We start from the raw sequence: 20,941 nt of genomic DNA, 5'->3' as shown, positions 1-20,941 counted from the left end.
GGTCGGGCGCTCGTCATGCCCGCATTAGACCAGCACGCGCTCGATCCCGCCATGGTTCGCGCGTGCGACATAATCGGCCATCCAGTTCTCGCCGAGCACCTGACGCGCGATTTCGACCACGATGTAGTCGGCTTCGAGGTTCGCGTCCTCGCTGTAGCGCGACAGGCCCTGCAGGCACGACGGGCAGCTCGTCAGGATCTTCACGTCCGGGCCGTTCGCGGCCGCGGCGGCCGGCGCCGGCGCGTCGCCCGCGACCACCGGAATCGCGCGCAGCTTCGCGGCGCCCTTGCGGATCTCTTCCTCCTTGCGGAAGCGGACCTGCGTCGAGATGTCCGGCCGCGTGACCGCCAGCGTGCCCGATTCGCCGCAGCAGCGATCGTTCTTCTCGATCTTGTAGCCGTCCTTCTCGGCGCCCATCAGCTCGTTGACGAGCTTCACCGGGTCGATCGTCTTGATCGGCGTGTGGCACGGGTCGTGATACATGTAGCGCGTACCCGTCACGCCGTCGAGCTTCATCCCCTTCTCGAGCAGGAACTCGTGGATGTCGATGATCCGGCAGCCCGGGAAGATCTTGTCGAATTCGTAACCCGCGAGCTGGTCGTAGCAGGTGCCGCACGACACGACGACCGTCTTGATGTCGAGGTAGTTCAGCGTGTTCGCGACGCGGTGGAACAGCACGCGGTTGTCCGTGACGATCTTCTCGGCCTTGTCGTACTGGCCCGAACCGCGCTGCGGATAGCCGCAGCACAGGTAGCCCGGCGGCAGCACCGTCTGCACGCCCGCTTCCCACAGCATCGCCTGCGTGGCCAGCCCGACCTGCGAGAACAGGCGCTCGGAGCCGCAGCCCGGGAAGTAGAACACCGCCTCCGAATCGACGGTCGTCGACTTCGGGTTGCGGATGATCGGCACGATCTTGTTGTCCTCGATGTCCAGCAGCGCGCGCGCCGTCTTCTTCGGCAGGTTGCCCGGCATCTTCTTGTTGACGAAGTGGATCACCTGCTCGACCACCGGCGGCTTGCCGGTCGTCGCGGGCGGGTGCTGCGTCTGCTTCGTCACGACCTTCTTCAGCATGTCGTTCGCGAAGCGCTGCACCTTGTAGCCGACGCCCATCATCACGCCGCGCGCGACATTGATCGTCTGCGGATTGGTCGCGTTCAGGAAGAACATGCCCGCCGCGTTGCCGGCGTTGAACTTCTTCTTGCCCATCTTGCGCAACAGGTTGCGCATGTTCATCGTGACGTCGCCGAAATCGATCTTCACCGGGCACGGCGTCGCGCACTTGTGGCACACCGTGCAGTGGTCGGCCACGTCGTTGAACTCGTCCCAGTGCTTGATCGACACGCCGCGGCGCGTCTGTTCTTCGTACAGGAACGCCTCGACTAAGAGCGACGTCGCGAGGATCTTGTTGCGCGGGCTGTACAGCAGGTTCGCGCGCGGCACGTGGGTCGCGCACACCGGCTTGCACTTGCCGCAGCGCAGGCAGTCCTTCACCGAATCGGCGATCGCGCCGATGTCGGACTGCTGCATGATCAGCGATTCGTAGCCCATCAGCCCGAAGCTCGGCGTGTACGCGTTGCGCAGGTCGGCGCCGTCGAGCAGCTTGCCCTTGTTGAAGCGGCCGTTCGGGTCGACGCGCTGCTTGTACGCGCGGAATTCGGCGATCTCGTCGTCGGTCAGGAATTCGAGCTTCGTGATGCCGATCCCGTGTTCGCCGGAAATCACGCCGTCGAGCGAGCGCGCGAGCGTCATGATGCGGGCGACCGACGCGTGCGCGTCCTGCAGCATCTCGTAGTTGTCGGAGTTGACCGGGATGTTGGTGTGGACGTTGCCGTCGCCCGCGTGCATGTGCAGTGCGACGAACACGCGGCCGCGCAGCACGCGCTTGTGGATCGCCTGCGCCTCGTCGAGGATCTGCTTGAATGCGCCGCCGTTGAAGATCGCGCGCAATTCCGCGCGGATTTCCTGCTTCCACGAGATGCGGACCGTGCGGTCCTGCGTGATGTGGAACACGGTCGCGCCCGGCTGTTCGTCCGCACGATCCGCGAACTTCTCGGCGAGCGCCTCGTAGCCGAGTTGCACCAGGTAGTGCTGCGCCTCGCGCAGCGGCTGGTCGAGCCGGTCGCGCACGAATTCCCAGCGCGCACGCACGCGCTTGAGCAGTTCCAGCGCCTGCTGGACGCGATCCTCGAGCAGTTCCGCGCTCGGGATCTCGTTCGCGTCGTCGGTCTTGCCGAGCGGCAGGTTGCCGCCGCGGAAGAACGCTTCGAGCGCGTCGACCAGCTGCAGCTTGTTCTTCAGCGACAGCTCGATGTTGATCCGCTCGATGCCGTCGGTGTACTCGCCCATCCGGTTCAGCGGGATGACGACGTCCTCGTTGATCTTGAACGCGTTCGTGTGCTTCGCGATCGCGGCCGTGCGGCTGCGGTCGAGCCAGAAGCGCTTGCGCGCCTCCGCGCTGACCGCGACGAAGCCTTCGCCGCTCTTGCCGTTCGCCATCCGGATCACTTCGGACGTCGCGTGCGCGACCGCGTCGGCGTCGTCGCCGACGATGTCGCCGATCAGCACCATCTTCGGGAATGCGTTGCGCTTGCTCTTGGTCGCGTAGCCGACCGCGCGCAGGTAGCGCTCGTCGAGGTGCTCGAGGCCCGCGAGGATCGCGCCGCCCTGCTTCGACGTCTCGAACAGGTAATCCTTGATCTCGACGATGCTCGGGATCGCCTCGCGCGCCTGGCCGAAGAATTCGAGGCAGACGGTGCGCGTGTGCGCGGGCATCTTGTGCAGCACCCAGCGCGCGGACGTGATGAGCCCGTCGCAGCCTTCCTTCTGCACGCCCGGCAGGCCGGCGAGGAACTTGTCGGTCACGTCCTTGCCGAGCCCTTCCTTGCGGAACCGGCGGCCTTCGATCTCGAGCATCTCGCTCTTGAGCAGCTTCTCGCCCGGCGCATACGCGCCGTCGAACCACTTCAGCTCGAAGCGCGCGACCGCGATGTCGTGGATCTTGCCCTGGTTGTGCTCGTGGCGCGTGACTTCGAGCCAGTTGCCGTCCGGGTCGACCATCCGCCACCAGGCCAGGTTGTCGAGCGCGGTGCCCCACAGCACGGCCTTCTTGCCGCCCGCGTTCATCGCGACGTTGCCGCCGATGCACGAGGCGTCGAGCGACGTCGGATCGACCGCGAACACGTAGCCGGCCGCCTCGGCCGCTTCCGTCACGCGACGCGTGACGACGCCCGCGCCGGAGAAGATCGTCGGCACCTTGTGCGCGACGCCGGGCAGCTCGGTCAGCTCGACCGCGCCCAGTTGTTCGAGCTTTTCGGTGTTGATCACCGCGGAGAACGGCGTGAGCGGCACCGCGCCGCCCGTGTAGCCGGTGCCGCCGCCACGCGGGATCACGGTCAGGCCGAGCTCGAAGCACGCCTTGATCAGGCCGGCGATCTCGGCTTCGGTATCGGGCGTCAGCACGACGAACGGGTATTCGACGCGCCAGTCGGTCGCGTCGGTCACGTGCGACACGCGCGACAGCCCGTCGAAGCGGATGTTGTCCTTCTGCGTGCAGCGGCCGAGCGCCTTGGTCGCGCGGCGGCGCAGCTCGGCCATCTTGTCGAATTCGTCCGCGAACTCGTTGACCGCACGCTGCGCGGCGGTCTCGAGCATCTCCACGCGCGACGCGCGCTCGCGGCCCGCGTCGTCGCGATGCTCGGTGAGATCCGCGCTGCGGCGCTTGCCGATCTCGGTCAGACGGTGGTTCAGCGCCTCGATCAGCAGCGCGCGGCGCTTCGGGTTGTCGAGCAGGTCGTCCTGCAGGTACGGGTTGCGACGCACGACCCAGATGTCGCCGAGCACTTCATACAGCATCCGCGCCGAGCGGCCCGTACGGCGCTCGGCGCGCAGCTCGTCGAGCACCGACCACGCCTCTTCGCCGAGCAGGCGGATCACGATCTCGCGATCCGAGAAGGACGTGTAGTTGTAGGGAATCTCGCGCAAGCGGGGCGCGGGGTCGGCGGCGACGGCGGCGGCCGCGCCATGCGGATCGAAAACTTGTGGTGCGTTCATGTTCGGACGACTCGGAGGGCCGATACACCGTGCACGGGCGTCGGCAAGCGCGTGGGCGCAATCTTGGGGAAATCTGTTCTGTTACCAGGCGCGCGGCTGTCCTTCATGGGGCCGGAGCGGGCGACTCGCCCCTCCTGGCCGGCGACAGGGCCTGGCGGCACTCGGGATCATCAGCACGATCGCGCGCGGCGCGCATGCCGTTCGGCCGCGGGGCTGGCTGCGCGCGGCGTCGGCTTCAACGGTGCGATCCGAGGGTGCCTCTGCATCTTCCGAATCCTTGATTCAAAACGGAATTCTAACCCATGATCGGGCGGTCCGTGACACGCCGGACAGGTCGTGGGGCTATCGCCGCGAGCCGCGCCGGGCGGGGCTCGGCGCGGTTTCATGCGATCATTCGCCGTCCGTCCGGTCGGTAACCACGCGGTTAAGCCGATAAAAAGCGGCGCCCGGCGGCGTGCCTCCCCTGCCGGCACGCCCACCCGGCCGCCCGCAGCCGGCCGCCCGGCATGCCGCTTGCGTACGGGCGGACCCTTGGCGCTATCATTGACCCTTTACCGTCTGCATCCGCACTGCACGCGAGCGCCCATGGCATCCCACGATTACCTGAAGAAAATCCTCACCGCGCGCGTCTACGACGTCGCGATCGAGACGGAACTCGAACCCGCCCGCAACCTGTCGGCCCGGCTGCGCAACGCCGTTTACCTGAAGCGCGAGGACAACCAGCCGGTGTTCTCGTTCAAGCTGCGCGGCGCGTACAACAAGATGGCGCACATTCCGACGGATGCGCTCGCGCGCGGCGTGATTACGGCGTCGGCCGGCAACCACGCGCAGGGTGTCGCGTTCTCGGCGGCCCGGATGGGCATCAAGGCCGTGATCGTCGTGCCGGTCACGACGCCGCAGGTGAAGGTCGACGCGGTGCGCGCGCACGGCGGCCCGAGCGTCGAGGTGATCCAGGCGGGCGAATCGTACAGCGATGCATACGCGCACGCGGTGAAGGTCCAGCAGGAGCGCGACCTCACGTTCGTTCACCCGTTCGACGATCCGTACGTGATCGCCGGCCAGGGCACGATCGCGATGGAGATCCTGCGTCAGCACCAGGGCCCGATCCATGCGATCTTCGTGCCGATCGGCGGCGGCGGGCTCGCGTCCGGCGTCGCCGCGTACGTGAAGGCGGTGCGTCCGGAGATCAAGGTGATCGGCGTGCAGGCCGAGGACTCGTGCGCGATGAAGCAGTCGCTGGACGCGGGCGAGCGCATCGAGCTGAGCGAGGTCGGCCTGTTCGCGGACGGCACCGCGGTGAAGCTCGTCGGCGAGGAAACCTTCCGGCTGTGCCGCGAATTCCTCGACGGCGTCGTGACGGTCAACACCGACGCGCTGTGCGCGGCGATCAAGGACGTGTTCCAGGACACGCGCAGCGTGCTCGAACCGTCGGGCGCGCTCGCGGTCGCGGGCGCGAAGCTGTACGCGGAACGCGAAGGCATCGAGAACCAGACGCTGGTCGCGGTCACGTCCGGCGCGAACATGAACTTCGACCGGATGCGCTTCGTCGCCGAGCGCGCCGAGGTCGGCGAAGCGCGCGAAGCGGTGTTCGCGGTCACGATCCCCGAGGAACGCGGCAGCTTCAAGCGCTTCTGCTCGCTGGTCGGCGATCGCAACGTCACCGAGTTCAACTACCGGATCGCCGACGAGAAGTCCGCGCACATCTTCGTCGGCGTGCAGATCCGCCGTCGCGGCGAATCGGCGGAGATCGCCGCGAACTTCGAGTCGCACGGTTTCAAGAGCGTCGACCTGACGCACGACGAGCTGTCGAAGGAGCACATCCGCTACATGGTCGGCGGCCGCTCGCCGCTCGCGCTCGACGAGCGCCTGTTCCGCTTCGAATTCCCGGAACGGCCGGGCGCGCTGATGAAGTTCCTGTCGTCGATGGCGCCGGACTGGAACATCAGCCTGTTCCACTACCGTAACCAGGGCGCGGACTACAGCTCGATCCTCGTCGGGCTGCAGGTGCCGCAGGCCGACCGCGCCGAATTCGAACGCTTCCTCGCGGCGCTCGGCTATCCGTATGTCGAAGAGAGCGCCAACCCGGCTTACCGCCTCTTCCTGTCGTAAAGGCTTCGTGCAATGAATCCCGAACAATCCCCGCTCGGCAAGGCCACCGTCTACGCGGCGCAGTACGATGCGTCGCTGCTGTTCCCGATCCCGCGCGCCGGCGCGCGCGAGCAGCTCGGCATCACGTCGGCGCTGCCGTTCTTCGGCACCGACATCTGGAACGCGTACGAACTGTCGTGGCTCAACGCGCGCGGCAAGCCGCAGGTCGCGATCGCGACGTTCTACGTGCCGGCCGAATCGCCGAACATCGTCGAATCGAAGTCGTTCAAGCTGTATCTCGGCTCGTTCGCACAGTCGAAGTTCGACTCGGTCGACGCGGTGCGCGACGTGCTGAAGCGCGACGTGTCGGCCGCGTGCGGCGCGAGCGTGTCGGTCCAGCTGGTGTCGGCGCACGATTTCCGCAAGCTGGAGATGGACGAGCTCGACGGGCTGTCGCTCGACCGGCTCGACCTCGACGCCGACGTGTACGAACCCGATCCGTCGCTACTGTCGGCGGCCGACGGCGAGGACGAAGCACCGGTCGAGGAGACGCTCGTGTCCGACCTGCTGCGCTCGAACTGCCCGGTCACGGGCCAGCCCGACTGGGGCAGCGTGCAGATCCACTACGTCGGGCCGCAGATCGACCATGCGGGGCTGCTGCGCTACATCATCTCGTTCCGCAATCACACGGGCTTTCACGAGCAGTGCGTCGAGCGGATCTTCCTCGACATCATGCACGCGTGCAAACCGGTGAAGCTCGCGGTGTACGCGCGCTATACGCGCCGCGGCGGGCTCGACATCAACCCGTTCCGCACCAACTACAACCAGCCGATGCCGGACAACGCGCGGACGGCGCGGCAGTAACGGCCACGCGCGTCAAACGAAACAGCCCGGTCGGCTTCAACCGACCGGGCTGTTTCACTGTGCGCGGGAAAGCGTGGCCGCGTTACTTCGCCGGCGCCTTGTAAGCGATGCAATCGACTTCGACCTTGCAGTCGATGACCATGCTCGACTGCACGCACGCGCGCGCCGGCGGGTTCTCGCCGAAGTACGAAATGAACACCTTGTTGAACGACGCGAAATCGCGTGCGTCGTCGAGCCATACGCCGCAGCGCACGACGTGCTCGAGGCCGTAGCCGGCTTCCTTCAGGATCGCGATCACGTTCTCGATCGCCTGCTTCGACTGCGTGACGATCCCGCCTTCGACGACCTCGCCGTTCACCATCGGCGTCTGGCCCGACACGTACAGCCAGCCGTCGGCCTCGACCGCCCGTGCAAACGGCATCACCTGGCCGCCGGTGCCCTTCGCTTCGCCTACGCCATATCGCTTCATCGTTTCACTCCTCACATTTCGGTTACGGATGCACGCGCCGGCTGCTGCGGCGCGCACGGAAGATCGGAATGCGTGCGTTCAGAACGCCGCATCGGCACTGGCCGGCACGCGCTCGCCGCGCGCGACGAAACCGCCGGCGCGCTCGCCGGTCGGTTGGCCGTTTTCATAGGTCAGCACGCCGTTCACCCACACGGCGTCGATCCCGTGCGCGGGCTGCTGCGGCTTCTCGAACGTCGCGGCGTCGATCACGCTCGCCGGATCGAACAGCACCAGGTCCGCGTGATAGCCGACATGCACCTCGCCGCGCTTCGGGATGCCATAGCGACGCGCGGACAGCGACGTCATCTTGCGGATCGCCTCCTCGAGCGGCAGCAGGTTGGTGTCGCGCACGTAATGGCCGAGCACGCGCGGAAACGCGCCCCACAACCGCGGATGCGGCAGCGGATCGTTCGGCAGGCCGTCCGAGCCGACCATCGTCGCCGGATGCGACAGGATCCGGCGCACGTCGTCCTCGGACATGTTGTGGTACACGGCGCCGGCCGGACGGATGCGCTGCGCGGCTTCCTGCTCGGTCACGCCCCAGTCGGCCGCGATCGCCTTCAGCAGCTTGCCCGCGACTTCCGGGTGCGGCTCCGACCACGTGATCGTGATGTCGATGTCGCCCGTCACCTGTTTCAGGTCGAGCGTCGACGAACTGCGGCTGTACGGATAGCAGTCGCAGCCGACCGGCTGGTAGCGGCGCGCGCCTTCGAGCGACGCGAGCACCTCGGTGCTGCGCCCCCAGTTCGACGGGCCCGCGCATTTCAGGTGCGAGATCACGACCGGCACCTGCGCGTGACGGCCGACGCGATAGGCTTCGTCCATCGCGTCGAGGATCGCGTCGAACTCGGTGCGCATGTGCGTCGTGTACAGCGCACCGGAGCGGGCGAGCGGCTCGGCGAGCGCCATCACTTCCTCGGTCGGCGCCGCGAACGCGGAACCGTACGCGAGACCCGACGACAGGCCGAGCGCGCCGTTCGCGAGCGCCTCCTCGAGCTGCGCGCGCATGCCGGCGATCTCGCCGTCGGTCGCCGCGCGGTCGAGGCGGTCCATCTGGTTGTTGCGCAGCGCCGTGTGGCCGACGAGCGCCGCGACGTTCACGGCCGGGCGCGCGTCGTTCACGGCCGCGACGTAAGCGGCGAAGGTCGGGTACTGGAACGCGCCGCGCTCGCCGAGCAGGTTCATCGGGTCGGGCGGGTCGCCCGCGAGCGTCACCGGCGATGCGCTGATCCCGCAGTTGCCGACGATCACGGTCGTCACGCCCTGCGAGATCTTCGGGATCATCTCCGGCGCACGGATCACGTGCGTGTCGTCGTGGGTATGCACGTCGACGAAACCCGGCGCGAGCGCCCGGCCGTTCGCGTCGACGACGTGCTCCGCGAGCCAGTTCGACAGGTTGCCGATCGCCGCGATCAGGCCGTTGCGGATCGCGACGTCGCGCGTGACGGGCGGCGCGCCGGTGCCGTCGTACAGTTGCGCGCCGACGATCAGCGTATCGGCCGCTTCGGGATGCGAATGCATGGTCAGTCTCCTACCGGTTGACGGTCGCCGCCGCCGCGGTGCGCGTCAAGCGCGTGTTTGATGCGGCGCAGCGATTCCCGGCCCGCATCGCCGAGCCGCAATGCGACGCCGGTGACGAGCACGTCGATCGCCATCATCATCGCGTAGCGCGAGGTCGACGGCTTGTAAATGAAATCGGTTTCGAACGCGACGACCGGGATCAGGTGGTCGGCGAGCTTCGCGAGCGGCGACGCCGGCGCGGTGATCGCGATCAGCTTCGCGCCGTAGCGCTTCGCGAGCCGGCAGCTCTCGAGCAGCTCGGGCACGCGCCCGCTCACCGACAACGCGACGACGACGGTGTCGCCCGACAGCGTCGCGGCCACCATCCGCTGCAGCAGGCTGTCCTGGTAGCTCGCGACCGGCCGGCCGAAGCGCACGAGCCGGAAGCGCAGCTCGTCGGCGAGCGCGGTCGAGCCGCCGCCCTGCCCGTACACGTACGTCATCTTCGCGCCGGCGAGCAGGTCGGCCGCCGCGTCGAACGACGTGTTGCGCAACAGCTGGTGATTGTGGGCGAGCGCCACGCGGATCTCGTCGTAGACCATCGACGCGGGACTCGCGTCGTCGGCCGGCGTGTCGTCGGACGGCACCAGGAAGCGCTGGCCGACGGCCGCCGCCTGCGCGACGAGCACCTTCAGTTCGCGCACGTCGCGACAGCCGACGGCCTTCGCGAAACGCGTGACCGTCGCGACGCTGACCTCCGCGTCGCGCGCGAGCGCCCCGATGCTCGCATGCGCGGCGCGGGCCAGATCGGCGAGGATGAACGCGGCGACCTTGCGCTCGGCCTCGCGCAACTCGGGCGCGCATTCGGCGATCCGCGCGACGATGTCGAGGACCGGCGGAGCGGCCTGAGCCGGATAGGGCTCGGCGGCTGGCGGAGCGGACGGGGAAGCGGGCGTATTCATCTGCGGAAAAGGGTGCGAGGCCGGATGTTATTAAATAACATCACCGCGCCGATGCTACTTTCTGTACCATCTGCATGTCAACTTCAGTGCAATGCATAGTGATGATGGAGCGGGATGACATGAAAGTTACAAACTATCAGGAAGCGACGATCGATCCGTTCGGCAAGGGCCTGGGCAATCTGCCGAGCGCGAGCGTGCCGCTCGGCGACGCGGGCCGGCTCGAATGGAACCTGCTCGCGGAAGACGTCAGCCTGCCGGCCGCCGTGCTTTACGAGGATCGCGTCGAGCACAACCTGAACTGGATGCAGGCGTTCGTGCAGAAATACGGCGTCAAGTTCGCGCCGCACGGCAAGACGACGATGGCGCCGCAACTGTTCCGCCGCCAGCTCGACGCCGGCGCGTGGGGCATCACGCTCGCGACCGCGCACCAGACGCAGGCCGCGTATCACGGCGGCGTGCGGCGCGTGCTGCTCGCGAACCAGCTGGTCGGCCGCCAGAACATGACGATCATCGCGGGGCTGCTGTCCGATCCCGATTTCGAGTTCTTCTGTCTCGTCGATTCCGCGGAGAGCGTCGACCAGCTCGGCCGCTTCTTCGGCGCCGCGCAGAAGTCGCTGAACGTGCTGATCGAGCTCGGCGTGCCGGGCGGCCGCGCGGGCGTGCGCGATGCCGCGCAGCGCGAGGCCGTGCTGGCCGCGATCGCGCGCTATCCGGACACGCTGAAGCTGGCCGGCATCGAGCTCTATGAAGGCGTGCTGAAAGAGGAAGGCGAGATCCGCGCGTTCCTGCAGCAGGCGGTCGCGCTCACGCGCGAGCTGGCCGAAGCCGGCCGCTTCGCGCGCACGCCGGCGATCCTGTCCGGCGCCGGTTCGGCGTGGTACGACGTGGTCGCGGAAGAATTCCGGAAGGCGTCCGACGCGGGCTTCGCGGAAGTCGTGCTGCGTCCCGGCTGCTACCTGACGCACGACGTCGGCATCTACAAGAAGGCGCAGAGCGACGTGTTCGCGCGCAACCCGATCGCCCGCTCGATGGGCGAAGGGCTGCTGCCGGCGCTGCAGCTGTGGGCGTACGTGCAGTCGGTGCCGGAGCCCGATCGCGCGATCGTCGCGCTCGGCAAGCGCGACGCGGCGTTCGACGCGGGCCTGCCCGAGCCGGCGCGCCACTTCCGCCCGGGCCGCGACACCGCGCCGCGCGACGTCGCCGCCACCGAAGGCTGGGCCGTCACCGGGATGATGGACCAGCACGCATACCTGCAGATCCCGCCGGGCGCGGACGTGAAGGTCGGCGACATGGTCGCGTTCGACATCTCGCACCCGTGCCTGACGTTCGACAAGTGGCGCCAGGTGCTGGTGCTCGATCCGCAATTCCGCGTGACGGAAGTCGTCGAAACGTTCTTCTGACGCACGCCGCGCGCGACGCCGCCCTGCCGCTCGCGCGCGGCGGCCGTCACGCGCGCTTCAATCTGCCGGAGTACACTGCGCTTTCGTCCTCAGGGCCCGTCGCCGCCGTCATGCACGGCGCGACCGGGCCTTCAACGCTGCTTCACTGGAGAAAGCCATGGCCGCGAAGAAGATCCTGTTCCTGACCGGCGATTTCGCCGAAGACTACGAAACGATGGTGCCGTTCCAGGCGCTGCAGGCCGTCGGCCACCACGTCGATGCAGTCTGCCCGGGCAAGCGCGCGGGCGACAAGATCAAGACCGCGATCCACGATTTCGAAGGCGACCAGACCTACACCGAGAAGCCCGGCCACCAGTTCACGTTGAATGCGGCATTCGACGACGTCGATGCGGCGCGCTACGACGCGCTCGCGATCGCGGGCGGCCGTGCGCCCGAATACCTGCGACTCGATCCGAAGGTGATCTCGCTCGTGCGCGAGTTCGCCGAGGCCGGCAAGCCGATCGCGGCGATCTGCCACGCGGCGCAACTGCTCGCGGCCGCCGACGTGATCCGCGGCAAGCGCATTTCGGCCTACCCGGCCTGCGCGCCGGAAGTGAAGCTCGCGGGCGGCGAATACGCGGACATCCCGGTCGACGCGGCCGTGACCGACGCGCCGTTCGTCACCGCGCCCGCGTGGCCTGCGCATCCGGCCTGGCTCGCGCAGTTCCTCGCGTTGCTCGGCACGCGCATCGAGCTGTAAACCGTTACCTGATCAGAATGAAATGAAGCGGCGGCCGGCGGCGCTCAAGTACCGCCGGCCCCGCGCATCAACGCGCGACCGGCGTCGACCCGACGTCCGCGATCCGCGATTCCAGCATCGCGAGCGCACCCGACAGCGCATTCAGCACATCGTCCGGCAACTGCGCCATCGTCTGGTCGAGAAACGCCTTGCGGCGCGGCAGGCACGCGTCGAACGCCGCGCGGCCGGCTTCCGTCAGCGTGACGTTGGTCACGCGGTTGTCCCGTGCGTCCGATTCGCGCTCGATCCAGCCGAGCGCGTCGAGCGACTTCAACTGGCGCGTGAGCGCGCCCGGATCGATGCGCAGCACTTCGACGAGCTTCTTCTGCGACGCATGCCCGTCCATCGTGTGCAGCGCGACCATGATGCGCCAGCGCGGCATCGGCTGCCCGACGTGCGCTTCGAACGCGGTCATGAAGGCGCGATACGTGCGTCCGAATTGCTGCAAGATCGCGACGCGGTCCTGTTCTTCCATGCGCTGATTTCGTTCCGGTGAATCGTTGAGTCGTCGAATCGCTCGATCGCCTGACCGGTCAGTCGGCCGCGACGTGCGGTTCGATCTTGCGCCGCAGCGCGATCGGCGGCACGCGACGGCACTGCCACACCGACACCACGGCGACGACGGCCGCCATCGCGACCCCCAGGTGAATCGCGCCGACCAGCGATTCGCGGGCCGCTTCCAGCAGCAGCGCGCCATTATGCCCGGCACGCGTCAACTCCGCGACGAGACCGCCCTGCGCCGCGCGATCGATCAGGATCTGCGGATCGGCGAGCCGCGCGTGCCACTGCATCGCGTGGTCGGCCGACAGCGCGTTGCGCACACCGCTCGAATACATCTGGTTGACGAGCGTGCCCGTCAGCGCGGTGCCCAGCATCCCGCCGACCATCCGCAGCGACTGCAAGAGCGCCGTCGCGATGCCGAGATGCTCGCGGCCGGCCGTCTGCTGCGCGAACACGGTGAGGTTCGGCAACACGAAACCGAGCCCGATGCCGCCTGCGACCATCAGCGCCATCAGCATCCAGGCCGGCGTCGTGTGGGTCGCCACGACGATGCCCGCGCACGCGACGGCGAACAGCACGAAGCCGACGTGCAGCATTGCGTTCGGGTTGCGGATGCGCGTGACGACGCGGCCGTTCATGATGCTGCCGATCGTGATGAACACGACGAGCGGCGTGATCACGAGCCCGGCCTCCTTCGGCGACATCCCGAAGCCGCCCTGGAACAGCAGCGGCGCGTAGAACAGCAGCGAGAACATCGAGAAACCGGCGAGGATCGCGAGCACGAACAGCGCCGACAGCGCACGGTTGCCGAACATGTCGAACGGCAAAATCGGTTGCGCGCAGCGTTTCTCCCAGTGCCACAGGCCGACGCCCGCCGCGACCGCGACGACGAGCAGCAGCGACGCCCAGCTCATGACGCCGTACTTCGGCAGCCATTCGACGAACAGTTGCAGCGCACCGAGCGACAGCGCGATCAAGAGCGCGCCCGGCCAGTCGAGCCGCATCTTGCGATCGTGTTCGACGTGGCGCAGGTGCGGCAGGTAGCGCCACACGAAAATCAGCGACAGGATGCCGATCGGCAGGTTGACGTAGAACACCGAGCGCCAGCCGAACGACTGGGTCAGGAACCCGCCGAGCGACGGGCCGACCGCGTTCGCGATGCCGAACGCGGAACTCATCAGCACCTGCCAGCGCAGCCGCACGACGGAATCGGGGAACAGATCGGGAATGCACGCGAACGCGGTGCCGACCAGCATCCCGCCGCCGATTCCCTGCAGTCCGCGCGCGAGCACGAGGGTCAGCATGTCGTTGGCCATCCCGCACAGCACCGACGCGCCGGTGAACACGACGATCGACGCGATCACGAACGGCTTGCGGCCGTAATAGTCGCCGAGCCGGCCGAAGATCGGCACCGTGATCACGGAACTGAGCAGGTACGAGGTCGCGACCCACGCGTACAGGTCGAAGCCGCGGAGTTCGGCGACGATGGTCGGCAGCGCCGTGCCGACGACCGTCTGGTCCAGCGCGACCAGCATGGTGACGAACGAGATCCCGATCATCGCCAGCAGCGACTCGCGGAACGGCAGGACTTGCCCGCTCGAATGGTGGGCGGCGGTGTGAACGGCCATTTTTTGTCGATGCAACTTTTGCCGAGTCAAAGAATCTCAAAATTCTAGCATGCCGGAGTAATCTAGGCTGGCGATGGTTCAGGGCCCGCTCAGGCCAAGGAGAAAGATGGAACCGATTTCAATCACCCCCGCGACGGCGCTGTCGCCGGAGGATCGGGACGCGCTGCGGCGCGCGAAACAGGTGCTGGAAAGCCCGTCGCTGACGATGAAGCTGACGGGCGTGCTCGGCGCGCCGGTCGAGAAGATGATCGCGCGGCTGCCGGACTTCGCGACCGGCAAGATCAACGACGCGACGCAGCTCGCGCTGCGCAAGTGCCTGAACATCGCGCTGCGCACGCTCGGCAAGCCGCAGGCGCCGGACGCGGAGCCCGAGAAACCCAGTAACCTGCTGCACAAGCTCGCGGTCGCGACGACCGGCGCGGCGGGCGGCGCGTTCGGTTTCCTCGCGCTACCGGTCGAACTGCCGGTGACGACCACGCTGATCTTCCGCTCGGTGTGCGACATCGCGCGCAGCGAGGGCGAGGACCTGACGTCGGTCGATACGCAGTTGCAGTGCCTGGCCGTGCTCGGCATGGGCGGCAACCCGGACAAGCAGGAGGAAGACGCCGATCTCGGCTATTTCGTGCTGCGCGGCGCGCTCGCGCAGGCGATCTCGAAGGCGTCGTCGGACATCACGGCGAAAGGCATCGCCGCGCACAGCTCGGCGGCCGTGTTCAAGCTCGTGCAGACGGTGGCCTCGCGCTTCTCGGTGCAGGTGACCGAACAGATGGCCGCGAAGTCGATCCCGGCGATCGGCGCCGTGCTCGGCGCGACCGTCAACACGCTGTTCATCGACCACTTCCAGCAGATGGCGCACGGCCACTTCACCGTGCGCCGGCTCGAACGCAAGTACGGCTCGGTGGCCGTCAAGGCCGCCTATCAGGCGATCGACGCCTCGCCCACGCGCTGAACCGCGCGCTCGACCGCGACGCGGCGCAGGAACGCGGCCGCGCGATCGAGCGCGTCGCGCGCTTCCGGCACCATCGGTGCGTACAGCTGCCACACGTGCGGCATGTCGGGCCACACCTCGATTTCGACCTGAACGCCGGCCGCCTTTGCCTTCTCGGCGACGCGGCGTGAATCGTCGAGCAGCACTTCTGTGCTGCCGGCCTGGATGTACAGCGGCGGCAGGCCCGTGAAGTCCGCGTAGAGCGGCGATGCGTACGGATTCGTCGCGGGCTCGTCGCCGAGATACAGCTTCGCCGCCTTCGGCAGCGCCGCGGCCGCGAACATCGGATCGACGCCGTCGTTGCTGCGCATCGTGCCGCCGGTGCCGGCCAGGTCGGTCCACGGCGAGAACAGGATCGCGCCGGCCGGCAGCGGCTCGCCGCGATCACGCAGCGCGACGAGCGTCGCGAGCGCGAGGCCGCCGCCCGCCGAATCGCCGCCGAGCACGATCGATTCGGGCGGCGTGCCGAGCGCCAGCAGTTGCCGATAGGCGGCGAGCGCATCGTCGAGCGCGGCGGGGAAACGGTTTTCGGGTGCGAGCCGGTAGTCGAGCGAGAACGAACGGACGCCCGCGCGCTTCGTCAGGCCGAACACCAGTGGTCGGTGGGTCTTCGTCGAACAGAAGTAGTAACCGCCGCCGTGGAAATACAGCAGCGTGCGGCCGGGCCCGCGGCCCGCGCCCGTGTCGGTGCGCTCGAGCCATTCGCCGCGCAGCGGCGCGTCACCGGCGCCATAGCACTGCCGCAGCCGGTAGCCCGACGGCGGGCGGCGCGGCACGAACATCCGCAGGTCGGTGAAGCGCCGGGCACGCGCGGGGTCGAGCACCTCGCGCATGGTTTCCGGACGAAACTGCCAGCGCAGCAGCCAGCAGGCGAACTTGCTTTGCCAACTCATCGGACGCACTCCGTCATCGCAGTGTGACGATGGTACGTGCGAACGCTCCCGCGTCGCTCGACAGGTGCCTCTATATCAAACGCCGCCGCTCAGTTCGCCGGCATCACCTGGCCGCGGATCTCGCCGGACGGGTGTTCCTTCGTATGAATGTTGAAGTACCACTTGCCGCCCATCAGGTCGGTGACCTGCGCGTCGGTGAGCGCCTTCGAACCCTTGATCGGGCTCGCCAGCTCGTCCTTCGGAATCGGCACCTGCACGCCGGCGTTCTGGCCGACCGGCGCGGGCCCGTGGAAATGCGCGGCCGTGGCCGGCCCCGTGAGGTGTTCGTAAGTAACCGTCCACTGCAGCATGTGGGTGGCCGTGTCGTAGGTGGCGGCGACGGCGCCCGAGCCCTTGGTCGCCGTCGGCGGCACTTCGCTCGACGGCTGCAGGTTGGCGGACAGGCGCACCGTTTCGGCAGCGGCGCTGCCGGCCGCCAGCACGCCCGCGCATAACGCGACCTGGAGCAAACGCAGCTTGAGCATGGATTCTCCTTGTACGACGTGGTACGCCGCCCGGGCGGCGGCGTCATCCGTGATGGTAGTCGATCGGCGCCCGGTCCGGCAGCCTGCCGAAACCTGGAAGAGACCTTTGCAGCACGGCCCCTGAATCCGTGCACGGGCTTTCGCTACACTTCGTTTCACAGTTGCTTGTTTCCTTCGTCCGAAGGAGTCTGCGAGTATTCACGCGGCCACCCCGGCCGCGTTTTTTTTGCGTGTCTCGAACGGCAAGCGGAATGCCGCGCGCAAACGCCGCGCTTTGGCCCTGCTCATCATCAAGCAGGACGAATCATGCTTCGTCGCGCACACGTCGCGATCGAAACGCGTGTCGACCAGTACCGCAACCCGCATGTTGTCCCGATGTGCGTAATACGTTATTGCGCGCAGCCGGGTCGACACGTGTTTTCGTGCGCAGGACAATGACCGCGTGTTGTCGTGACTGGAAAGAAGTGAACCGTGCCGGCCCGTCTCCCGATGCCCTGCCCGACCCGCCCCGCCCGTGTCCGCCCGCTGGTGGCCGGTCTCTGCTCCGTCGCCGCGCTCTACGGCGCGCCCGCCGACGCACAGGAGTTCGCGCTGTTTACCGGCCCGCTGTGGGGCGGCGGCCAACGCACGTATTCCTGGGCGTTCGATTACCAGGAAGGCTTGAGCCCGCATACCGCGCTCGGCTTCACGTGGTACAACGAAGGGCACATTCCGAATCATCACCGCGACGGCCAGGCAGTGCAGTTCTGGGGCCGCGTGCCGCTCGCGAACCGCCGCCTGGTGCTGTCGGCCGGCGCGGGCCCGTATCGCTACTTCGACACGGTGCCGGCCGCCGAAGGCCGCGGCTACTCGAATACGCATGGCTGGGGCGTGCTGATGAGCGTGCGCGCCGCGTACTACACGTCGCACCGCTGGATCGCGCAGCTTCAGGTCAACCGCGCGCAGGTGTTCGGCGGGCCCGACACGACGTCGGTGATGTTCGGCGTCGGCTATCAGCTCGATGCGCCCGACACGCCGGGCCCGCGCGACACCGCGTTGCCGCGCACGCGCAAGGTCACGCACAACGAAGTCACGGCGATGCTCGGCGAGACGATTCTGAACAGCCGCTCGTCGCCGTCGGCGCTCGGCGGCAGCATCGAATACCGGCGCGGCCTCACGCGTTCGCTCGACTGGACCGCGACGTGGATGTACGAAGGCGCGAAGCAGTCGGTTCGCCGCAACGGCATCGCGTCCGAGCTGTGGCTCACGCGCGCGTTCCTGAACGACAAGGTCACGCTGTCGGCCGGCGCCGGCGCGTATTTCACCGTCAACCAGCGCAACCGCGAAGGCCAGCCGGGCCCGGGTGACGGCCGGTTCTCCGGCATCGTGTCGATCTCGGCCAGTTACCGGATCTCCGACCGCTGGCTCACGCGCGTCACCTGGAACCGCGTGGTCACGCGCTACGACCGCGACACCGACGTGATCCAGGCCGGCGTCGGCTACCGGTTCTAGCCCGGCACCCTCATCAGGCTACCGCCCGCGTCACGCGCGGTAGCCCGGATCGATCCGGTCGACGATACGCTGCAGCGCGTCGAACGCGTCCTGTCCCGCGCCATGCTTCGGATCGAAATTCAGCGAATCGCGCACGCACCCTTCGAGCACTGGCGGCGCGATCGGCAATGCGTCGCCGATCGCATGCGTCGCGACCTGCACCTCGCATGCGCGGTTGAGCAGCCACATCAGCGAAAACGTCTGCGCGAGCGTCGCACCGATCGTCACCGGTCCGTGGTTGCGCAACAGCAGCACGGGCCGCCCGCCCGCACTCTCGACGATGCGCCGGCCTTCCTCGAGATGCACGGTGATGCCTTCGAAGTCGTGATACGCGATCTTCCCGTACAGCTGCGCCGAATAGAAATTCGAGAACGACAGCCCGTCGCGCGAACAGCACACGGCCATCGTCGGCGTCGTGTGCACGTGCATCACGCAGTGCGCATCGGGCAGCGCCGCATGGATCGCGCTGTGGAACGTGAAGCCGGCCGGATTGATCGGCCAGTCGGAATGACCGATCACGTTGCCGTCGATGTCGATCTTCACGAGATTCGACGCGCATACCTCGCGGTAATGGAGCCCGAACGGGTTGATCAGGAAATGACCGTCCTCGCCGGGCACGCGCAACGAGATGTGGTTATAGATCAGCTCGGTCCAGCCCAGATGATCGAAGATGCGGTAGGCGGCCGCGAGCTGCACCCGCGCCTGCCATTCGGCTTCGGAGAAGCGCGCGGGACGCGTGAACGGCTGGTTCGGTACACGTAGCATGAGGAACTCCGGTTGCGGGGGCGCGCGGCCCCGGGCGAATGGCGGCGCGCATCGTCCATCGTGTGCCGGCGCGCGCGGTGCGTACACGCCCGTGCGGCGGCACGCCGTTCGGCGCGTTCCGGCCCGCATGGTGCGAGCGGACCGGCGGCGCCCTCACGATTCACATATCGTTGCGCGCACAACCATATCACCTTTCCCCGCGCACCGGTATCGCGGGTTTTGCCGGAGCCGTTCCCGCCCTTACAACTGGTCGTCGACCGGCAGCAGCGTGAAGATGCCCGTCATCACGTTGCGCAGCAGCCCCGCATGCGGGTCGACGTGATAGGTGGTGGGCTGGCCGCCGTCGGTGCCCGTCCATTCGAGCGCGGGCGGGCTGCCGTCGGTCCGCTTCGCGAGCGTGACGCGGTAGCTTTCGTCCGGCTGCGTCACGCGCGCGAAGATCGCCGCGGCCTGCTGCGCGAGCACCGGGCTGTGGATCACGAGCGCGAGCTCGGTATTCAGGTACGCGGAACGCGGGTCGAGGTTCAGCGAGCCGATCACGAGGATTTGCCGGTCGATCACGTACGCCTTCGCATGAAGGCTCGCGCGCGAGCGCGAACCGAACAGCCGCGCGGGCTGCTGGTCCGGCTGCGACTTGAACTCGTACAGCTCGACGCCGCGCTGCAGCAACGGCACGCGATACGGCGCATAGCCGGCCTGCACCGCGACCGCGTCGGTCGCCGCGAGCGAATTCGTGACGATCGCGACGCGCACGCCGCGCGCGGTCGTGTCGCCGAGGATCTTCACACCGGCGTCGTGCGGCACGAAGTACGGCGAGAACGCGAGGAATTCCTTCTGCGCGCCGCGCGTCAGCTCGGCCAGGCGCTGCATCGGCGGGCTCACGTAGGTGCCGGTCGGCCGCGCGACCTTGTCCGGCGCATCGACCTCGAATTCGGCCGGCGCCCACACGAGCTCGAGTTCGTCGCGCGCGATCTGCCGGGCGAGCGGCGTCGCGTTCAGCGGTTTCGCGTTGTACGGATCGGCGTTCTTGCGCCAGTGGTCGCGCAGCTCGTCGCGCATCGCGTCGAGATCCTTCGGATCGAACGTCTGATGATTGAGCACGCGCAACGGATAGCTGCTCGCGCTCGCCCAGTAGTCGTCGAAGCTCTTCGAGATGTCGTTCGTCACCGGGCCGGCCGCGAGCACGTCGAGATCGCGGAACTGCAGCGTCGGGCTCGCGCTGAAGTATTCGTCGCCGAGATTGCGGCCGCCGACGATCGCGATCTGGTTGTCGGCGATCATCGCCTTGTTGTGCATCCGGCGCGTGAAGCTGTCGATCCGCGTGAAGAAGTTGGTCGTGCGCTCGACCATGCCGCGCTGCGACGCGCCGAACGGGTTGAACACGCGGATCTCGATGTTCCGGTGCGTATTCAGCGCGGCCATCACGCGGTCGATATCGTCGAAGTTCAGGTCGTCGACCAGCATCCGCACGCGTACGCCGCGATCGGCCGCGTACAGCGCGGCGCCGAGCAGCAGCTTGCCGGTCGTATCCTCGGTCGCGATGTAGTACTGCATGTCGAGCGTCTTCGTCGCCGCTCGCGCGAGCGCGATGCGCATCTGCAACGCGATGGCGCCGTCGGCGAGCAGCCGGAAGCCCGACTGCCCCGGATGCGCGGCTTCCGGCGCGGCCAGCGCATCGCGCAGCGGCGTCGCGGTATCGGCGGACAACGCGTGGGAGACCGGGCGATCGAGCGAGGTGGCGGGCGGATGCGTCGCGCACGCGGCGAGCGGCAGCAGCGCGCAGACGACCAGCGCGCGGGCCTGGCGGCAGGCGGCGCGCCACGACAGCGCGACCGGTGCGCGCCGGATCAAGGACGTGAGCACGGAAGCTTCCTCGACAGTCGGATCAATGGGCACGTCATCGCCGCGGCGCGCGGCTGACAAGCGGTTCCGGTCGATTCTAGTAGGCGCCCGACGAACCGG

Annotated in this window: 17 protein-coding genes; 6 read left to right on the top strand and 11 right to left on the bottom strand. The window is 67.8% G+C overall.

Features of this window, described 5'->3' with window-relative positions; all coding sequences use genetic code 11:
- Positions 1 to 24 precede the first annotated feature (24 nt).
- Positions 25 to 4,050 carry a DUF3683 domain-containing protein gene (locus DFS13_RS20340; protein ID WP_006487887.1) on the bottom strand — a complete coding sequence of 1,342 codons (4,026 nt, stop codon included), beginning with the start codon at positions 4,048 to 4,050 and terminating at the stop codon, positions 25 to 27.
- Positions 4,051 to 4,635: 585 nt separating this feature from the next.
- Between DFS13_RS20340 and ilvA the strand changes: the two genes are divergently transcribed.
- Together ilvA and queF are read left to right on the top strand one after the other, a co-directional pair.
- Positions 4,636 to 6,159 (top strand): threonine ammonia-lyase, biosynthetic, encoded by a 1,524-nt coding sequence (gene ilvA, locus DFS13_RS20330; RefSeq protein WP_006487895.1) that lies wholly within the window; start codon positions 4,636 to 4,638, stop codon positions 6,157 to 6,159.
- A gap of 12 nt (positions 6,160 to 6,171) precedes the next feature.
- On the top strand, positions 6,172 to 7,002 hold the full coding sequence (queF, locus tag DFS13_RS20325) for an NADPH-dependent 7-cyano-7-deazaguanine reductase QueF (RefSeq protein ID WP_006497390.1): 831 nt from the start codon (positions 6,172 to 6,174) through the stop codon (positions 7,000 to 7,002).
- Positions 7,003 to 7,084: 82 nt separating this feature from the next.
- On the opposite strand, the gene DFS13_RS20320 is transcribed toward queF, so the two are convergent.
- From DFS13_RS20320 to DFS13_RS20310, 3 genes are all read right to left on the bottom strand, one after another.
- The gene (locus DFS13_RS20320) at positions 7,085 to 7,471 is read right to left on the bottom strand and encodes a RidA family protein (protein ID WP_006497391.1); all 387 of its coding nucleotides are present in this window, start codon (positions 7,469 to 7,471) and stop codon (positions 7,085 to 7,087) included.
- 78 nt (positions 7,472 to 7,549) lie between these two features.
- Complete coding sequence (locus DFS13_RS20315) at positions 7,550 to 9,031, bottom strand: amidohydrolase family protein (RefSeq protein WP_034201376.1); 1,482 nt, start codon at positions 9,029 to 9,031, stop codon at positions 7,550 to 7,552.
- 2 nt (positions 9,032 to 9,033) lie between these two features.
- Positions 9,034 to 9,972 (bottom strand): MurR/RpiR family transcriptional regulator, encoded by a 939-nt coding sequence (locus DFS13_RS20310; RefSeq protein ID WP_006487897.1) that lies wholly within the window; start codon positions 9,970 to 9,972, stop codon positions 9,034 to 9,036.
- Positions 9,973 to 10,091: 119 nt separating this feature from the next.
- Between DFS13_RS20310 and DFS13_RS20305 the strand changes: the two genes are divergently transcribed.
- Both DFS13_RS20305 and DFS13_RS20300 read left to right on the top strand, forming a co-directional pair.
- A complete protein-coding gene (locus tag DFS13_RS20305; protein WP_034201374.1) occupies positions 10,092 to 11,372 on the top strand; it encodes an amino acid deaminase in 1,281 nt (426 codons plus the stop codon).
- 157 nt (positions 11,373 to 11,529) lie between these two features.
- Complete coding sequence (locus DFS13_RS20300; RefSeq protein ID WP_006487930.1) at positions 11,530 to 12,111, top strand: DJ-1/PfpI family protein; 582 nt, start codon at positions 11,530 to 11,532, stop codon at positions 12,109 to 12,111.
- Positions 12,112 to 12,178: 67 nt separating this feature from the next.
- Here the strand turns inward: DFS13_RS20300 and DFS13_RS20295 are convergent, their stop codons facing one another.
- Together DFS13_RS20295 and DFS13_RS20290 are read right to left on the bottom strand one after the other, a co-directional pair.
- On the bottom strand, positions 12,179 to 12,625 hold the full coding sequence (locus DFS13_RS20295; protein ID WP_006487928.1) for a MarR family winged helix-turn-helix transcriptional regulator: 447 nt from the start codon (positions 12,623 to 12,625) through the stop codon (positions 12,179 to 12,181).
- 58 nt (positions 12,626 to 12,683) lie between these two features.
- Positions 12,684 to 14,279, bottom strand: a complete 1,596-nt coding sequence (locus tag DFS13_RS20290; protein WP_048987449.1) for an MDR family MFS transporter — start codon at positions 14,277 to 14,279, stop codon at positions 12,684 to 12,686.
- Positions 14,280 to 14,385: 106 nt separating this feature from the next.
- Here DFS13_RS20290 and DFS13_RS20285 point away from each other — a divergent pair, with 106 nt between their 5' ends.
- Positions 14,386 to 15,228, top strand: coding sequence for an EcsC family protein (locus tag DFS13_RS20285; protein ID WP_006497394.1), 843 nt, complete (start codon positions 14,386 to 14,388; stop codon positions 15,226 to 15,228).
- Here the strand turns inward: DFS13_RS20285 and DFS13_RS20280 are convergent.
- The 3 genes from DFS13_RS20280 to DFS13_RS40865 form a co-directional block, all read right to left on the bottom strand.
- Positions 15,198 to 16,160, bottom strand: a complete 963-nt coding sequence (locus DFS13_RS20280; protein WP_006497395.1) for an alpha/beta hydrolase — start codon at positions 16,158 to 16,160, stop codon at positions 15,198 to 15,200. The two genes, DFS13_RS20285 and DFS13_RS20280, sit on opposite strands and share 31 nt — an antisense overlap.
- A gap of 89 nt (positions 16,161 to 16,249) precedes the next feature.
- Positions 16,250 to 16,684: a CHRD domain-containing protein gene (locus DFS13_RS20275; RefSeq protein ID WP_111442049.1), complete on the bottom strand. Its 435-nt coding sequence runs from the start codon at positions 16,682 to 16,684 to the stop codon at positions 16,250 to 16,252.
- A 198-nt stretch (positions 16,685 to 16,882) separates the two neighbouring features.
- On the bottom strand, positions 16,883 to 17,098 hold the full coding sequence (locus DFS13_RS40865; RefSeq protein ID WP_241308563.1) for a hypothetical protein: 216 nt from the start codon (positions 17,096 to 17,098) through the stop codon (positions 16,883 to 16,885).
- A 75-nt stretch (positions 17,099 to 17,173) separates the two neighbouring features.
- Between DFS13_RS40865 and DFS13_RS20265 the strand changes: the two genes are divergently transcribed.
- Positions 17,174 to 18,175: a hypothetical protein gene (locus DFS13_RS20265; protein ID WP_060214811.1), complete on the top strand. Its 1,002-nt coding sequence runs from the start codon at positions 17,174 to 17,176 to the stop codon at positions 18,173 to 18,175.
- Positions 18,176 to 18,205: 30 nt separating this feature from the next.
- Here DFS13_RS20265 and DFS13_RS20260 read toward each other — a convergent pair whose 3' ends face one another.
- Positions 18,206 to 18,979, bottom strand: coding sequence for a class II aldolase/adducin family protein (locus DFS13_RS20260; RefSeq protein ID WP_109341170.1), 774 nt, complete (start codon positions 18,977 to 18,979; stop codon positions 18,206 to 18,208).
- A 240-nt stretch (positions 18,980 to 19,219) separates the two neighbouring features.
- Positions 19,220 to 20,842 carry a phospholipase D family protein gene (locus DFS13_RS20255; RefSeq protein ID WP_006497399.1) on the bottom strand — a complete coding sequence of 541 codons (1,623 nt, stop codon included), beginning with the start codon at positions 20,840 to 20,842 and terminating at the stop codon, positions 19,220 to 19,222.
- Positions 20,843 to 20,941: the final 99 nt, after the last annotated feature.

This window comes from Burkholderia sp. 28_3, from assembly GCF_003253915.1.
Taxonomy (GTDB): domain Bacteria; phylum Pseudomonadota; class Gammaproteobacteria; order Burkholderiales; family Burkholderiaceae; genus Burkholderia; species Burkholderia cenocepacia.
Note: the sequence above shows the minus strand (reverse complement) of the source record. Positions and strands in the feature narration are given on the sequence as shown.

Bases quoted from the DNA above. Each gene is read 5' to 3' on its own strand.
- DFS13_RS20340 (WP_006487887.1), bottom strand. From the start codon at position 4,050: ATGAACGCACCACAAGTTTTCGATCCGCATGGCGCGGCCGCCGCCGTC.
- ilvA (WP_006487895.1), top strand. From the start codon at position 4,636: ATGGCATCCCACGATTACCTGAAGAAAATCCTCACCGCGCGCGTCTAC.
- queF (WP_006497390.1), top strand. From the start codon at position 6,172: ATGAATCCCGAACAATCCCCGCTCGGCAAGGCCACCGTCTACGCGGCG.
- DFS13_RS20320 (WP_006497391.1), bottom strand. From the start codon at position 7,471: ATGAAGCGATATGGCGTAGGCGAAGCGAAGGGCACCGGCGGCCAGGTG.
- DFS13_RS20315 (WP_034201376.1), bottom strand. From the start codon at position 9,031: ATGCATTCGCATCCCGAAGCGGCCGATACGCTGATCGTCGGCGCGCAA.
- DFS13_RS20310 (WP_006487897.1), bottom strand. From the start codon at position 9,972: ATGAATACGCCCGCTTCCCCGTCCGCTCCGCCAGCCGCCGAGCCCTAT.
- DFS13_RS20305 (WP_034201374.1), top strand. From the start codon at position 10,092: ATGAAAGTTACAAACTATCAGGAAGCGACGATCGATCCGTTCGGCAAG.
- DFS13_RS20300 (WP_006487930.1), top strand. From the start codon at position 11,530: ATGGCCGCGAAGAAGATCCTGTTCCTGACCGGCGATTTCGCCGAAGAC.
- DFS13_RS20295 (WP_006487928.1), bottom strand. From the start codon at position 12,625: ATGGAAGAACAGGACCGCGTCGCGATCTTGCAGCAATTCGGACGCACG.
- DFS13_RS20290 (WP_048987449.1), bottom strand. From the start codon at position 14,279: ATGGCCGTTCACACCGCCGCCCACCATTCGAGCGGGCAAGTCCTGCCG.
- DFS13_RS20285 (WP_006497394.1), top strand. From the start codon at position 14,386: ATGGAACCGATTTCAATCACCCCCGCGACGGCGCTGTCGCCGGAGGAT.
- DFS13_RS20280 (WP_006497395.1), bottom strand. From the start codon at position 16,160: ATGAGTTGGCAAAGCAAGTTCGCCTGCTGGCTGCTGCGCTGGCAGTTT.
- DFS13_RS20275 (WP_111442049.1), bottom strand. From the start codon at position 16,684: ATGCTCAAGCTGCGTTTGCTCCAGGTCGCGTTATGCGCGGGCGTGCTG.
- DFS13_RS20265 (WP_060214811.1), top strand. From the start codon at position 17,174: ATGCCCTGCCCGACCCGCCCCGCCCGTGTCCGCCCGCTGGTGGCCGGT.
- DFS13_RS20260 (WP_109341170.1), bottom strand. From the start codon at position 18,979: ATGCTACGTGTACCGAACCAGCCGTTCACGCGTCCCGCGCGCTTCTCC.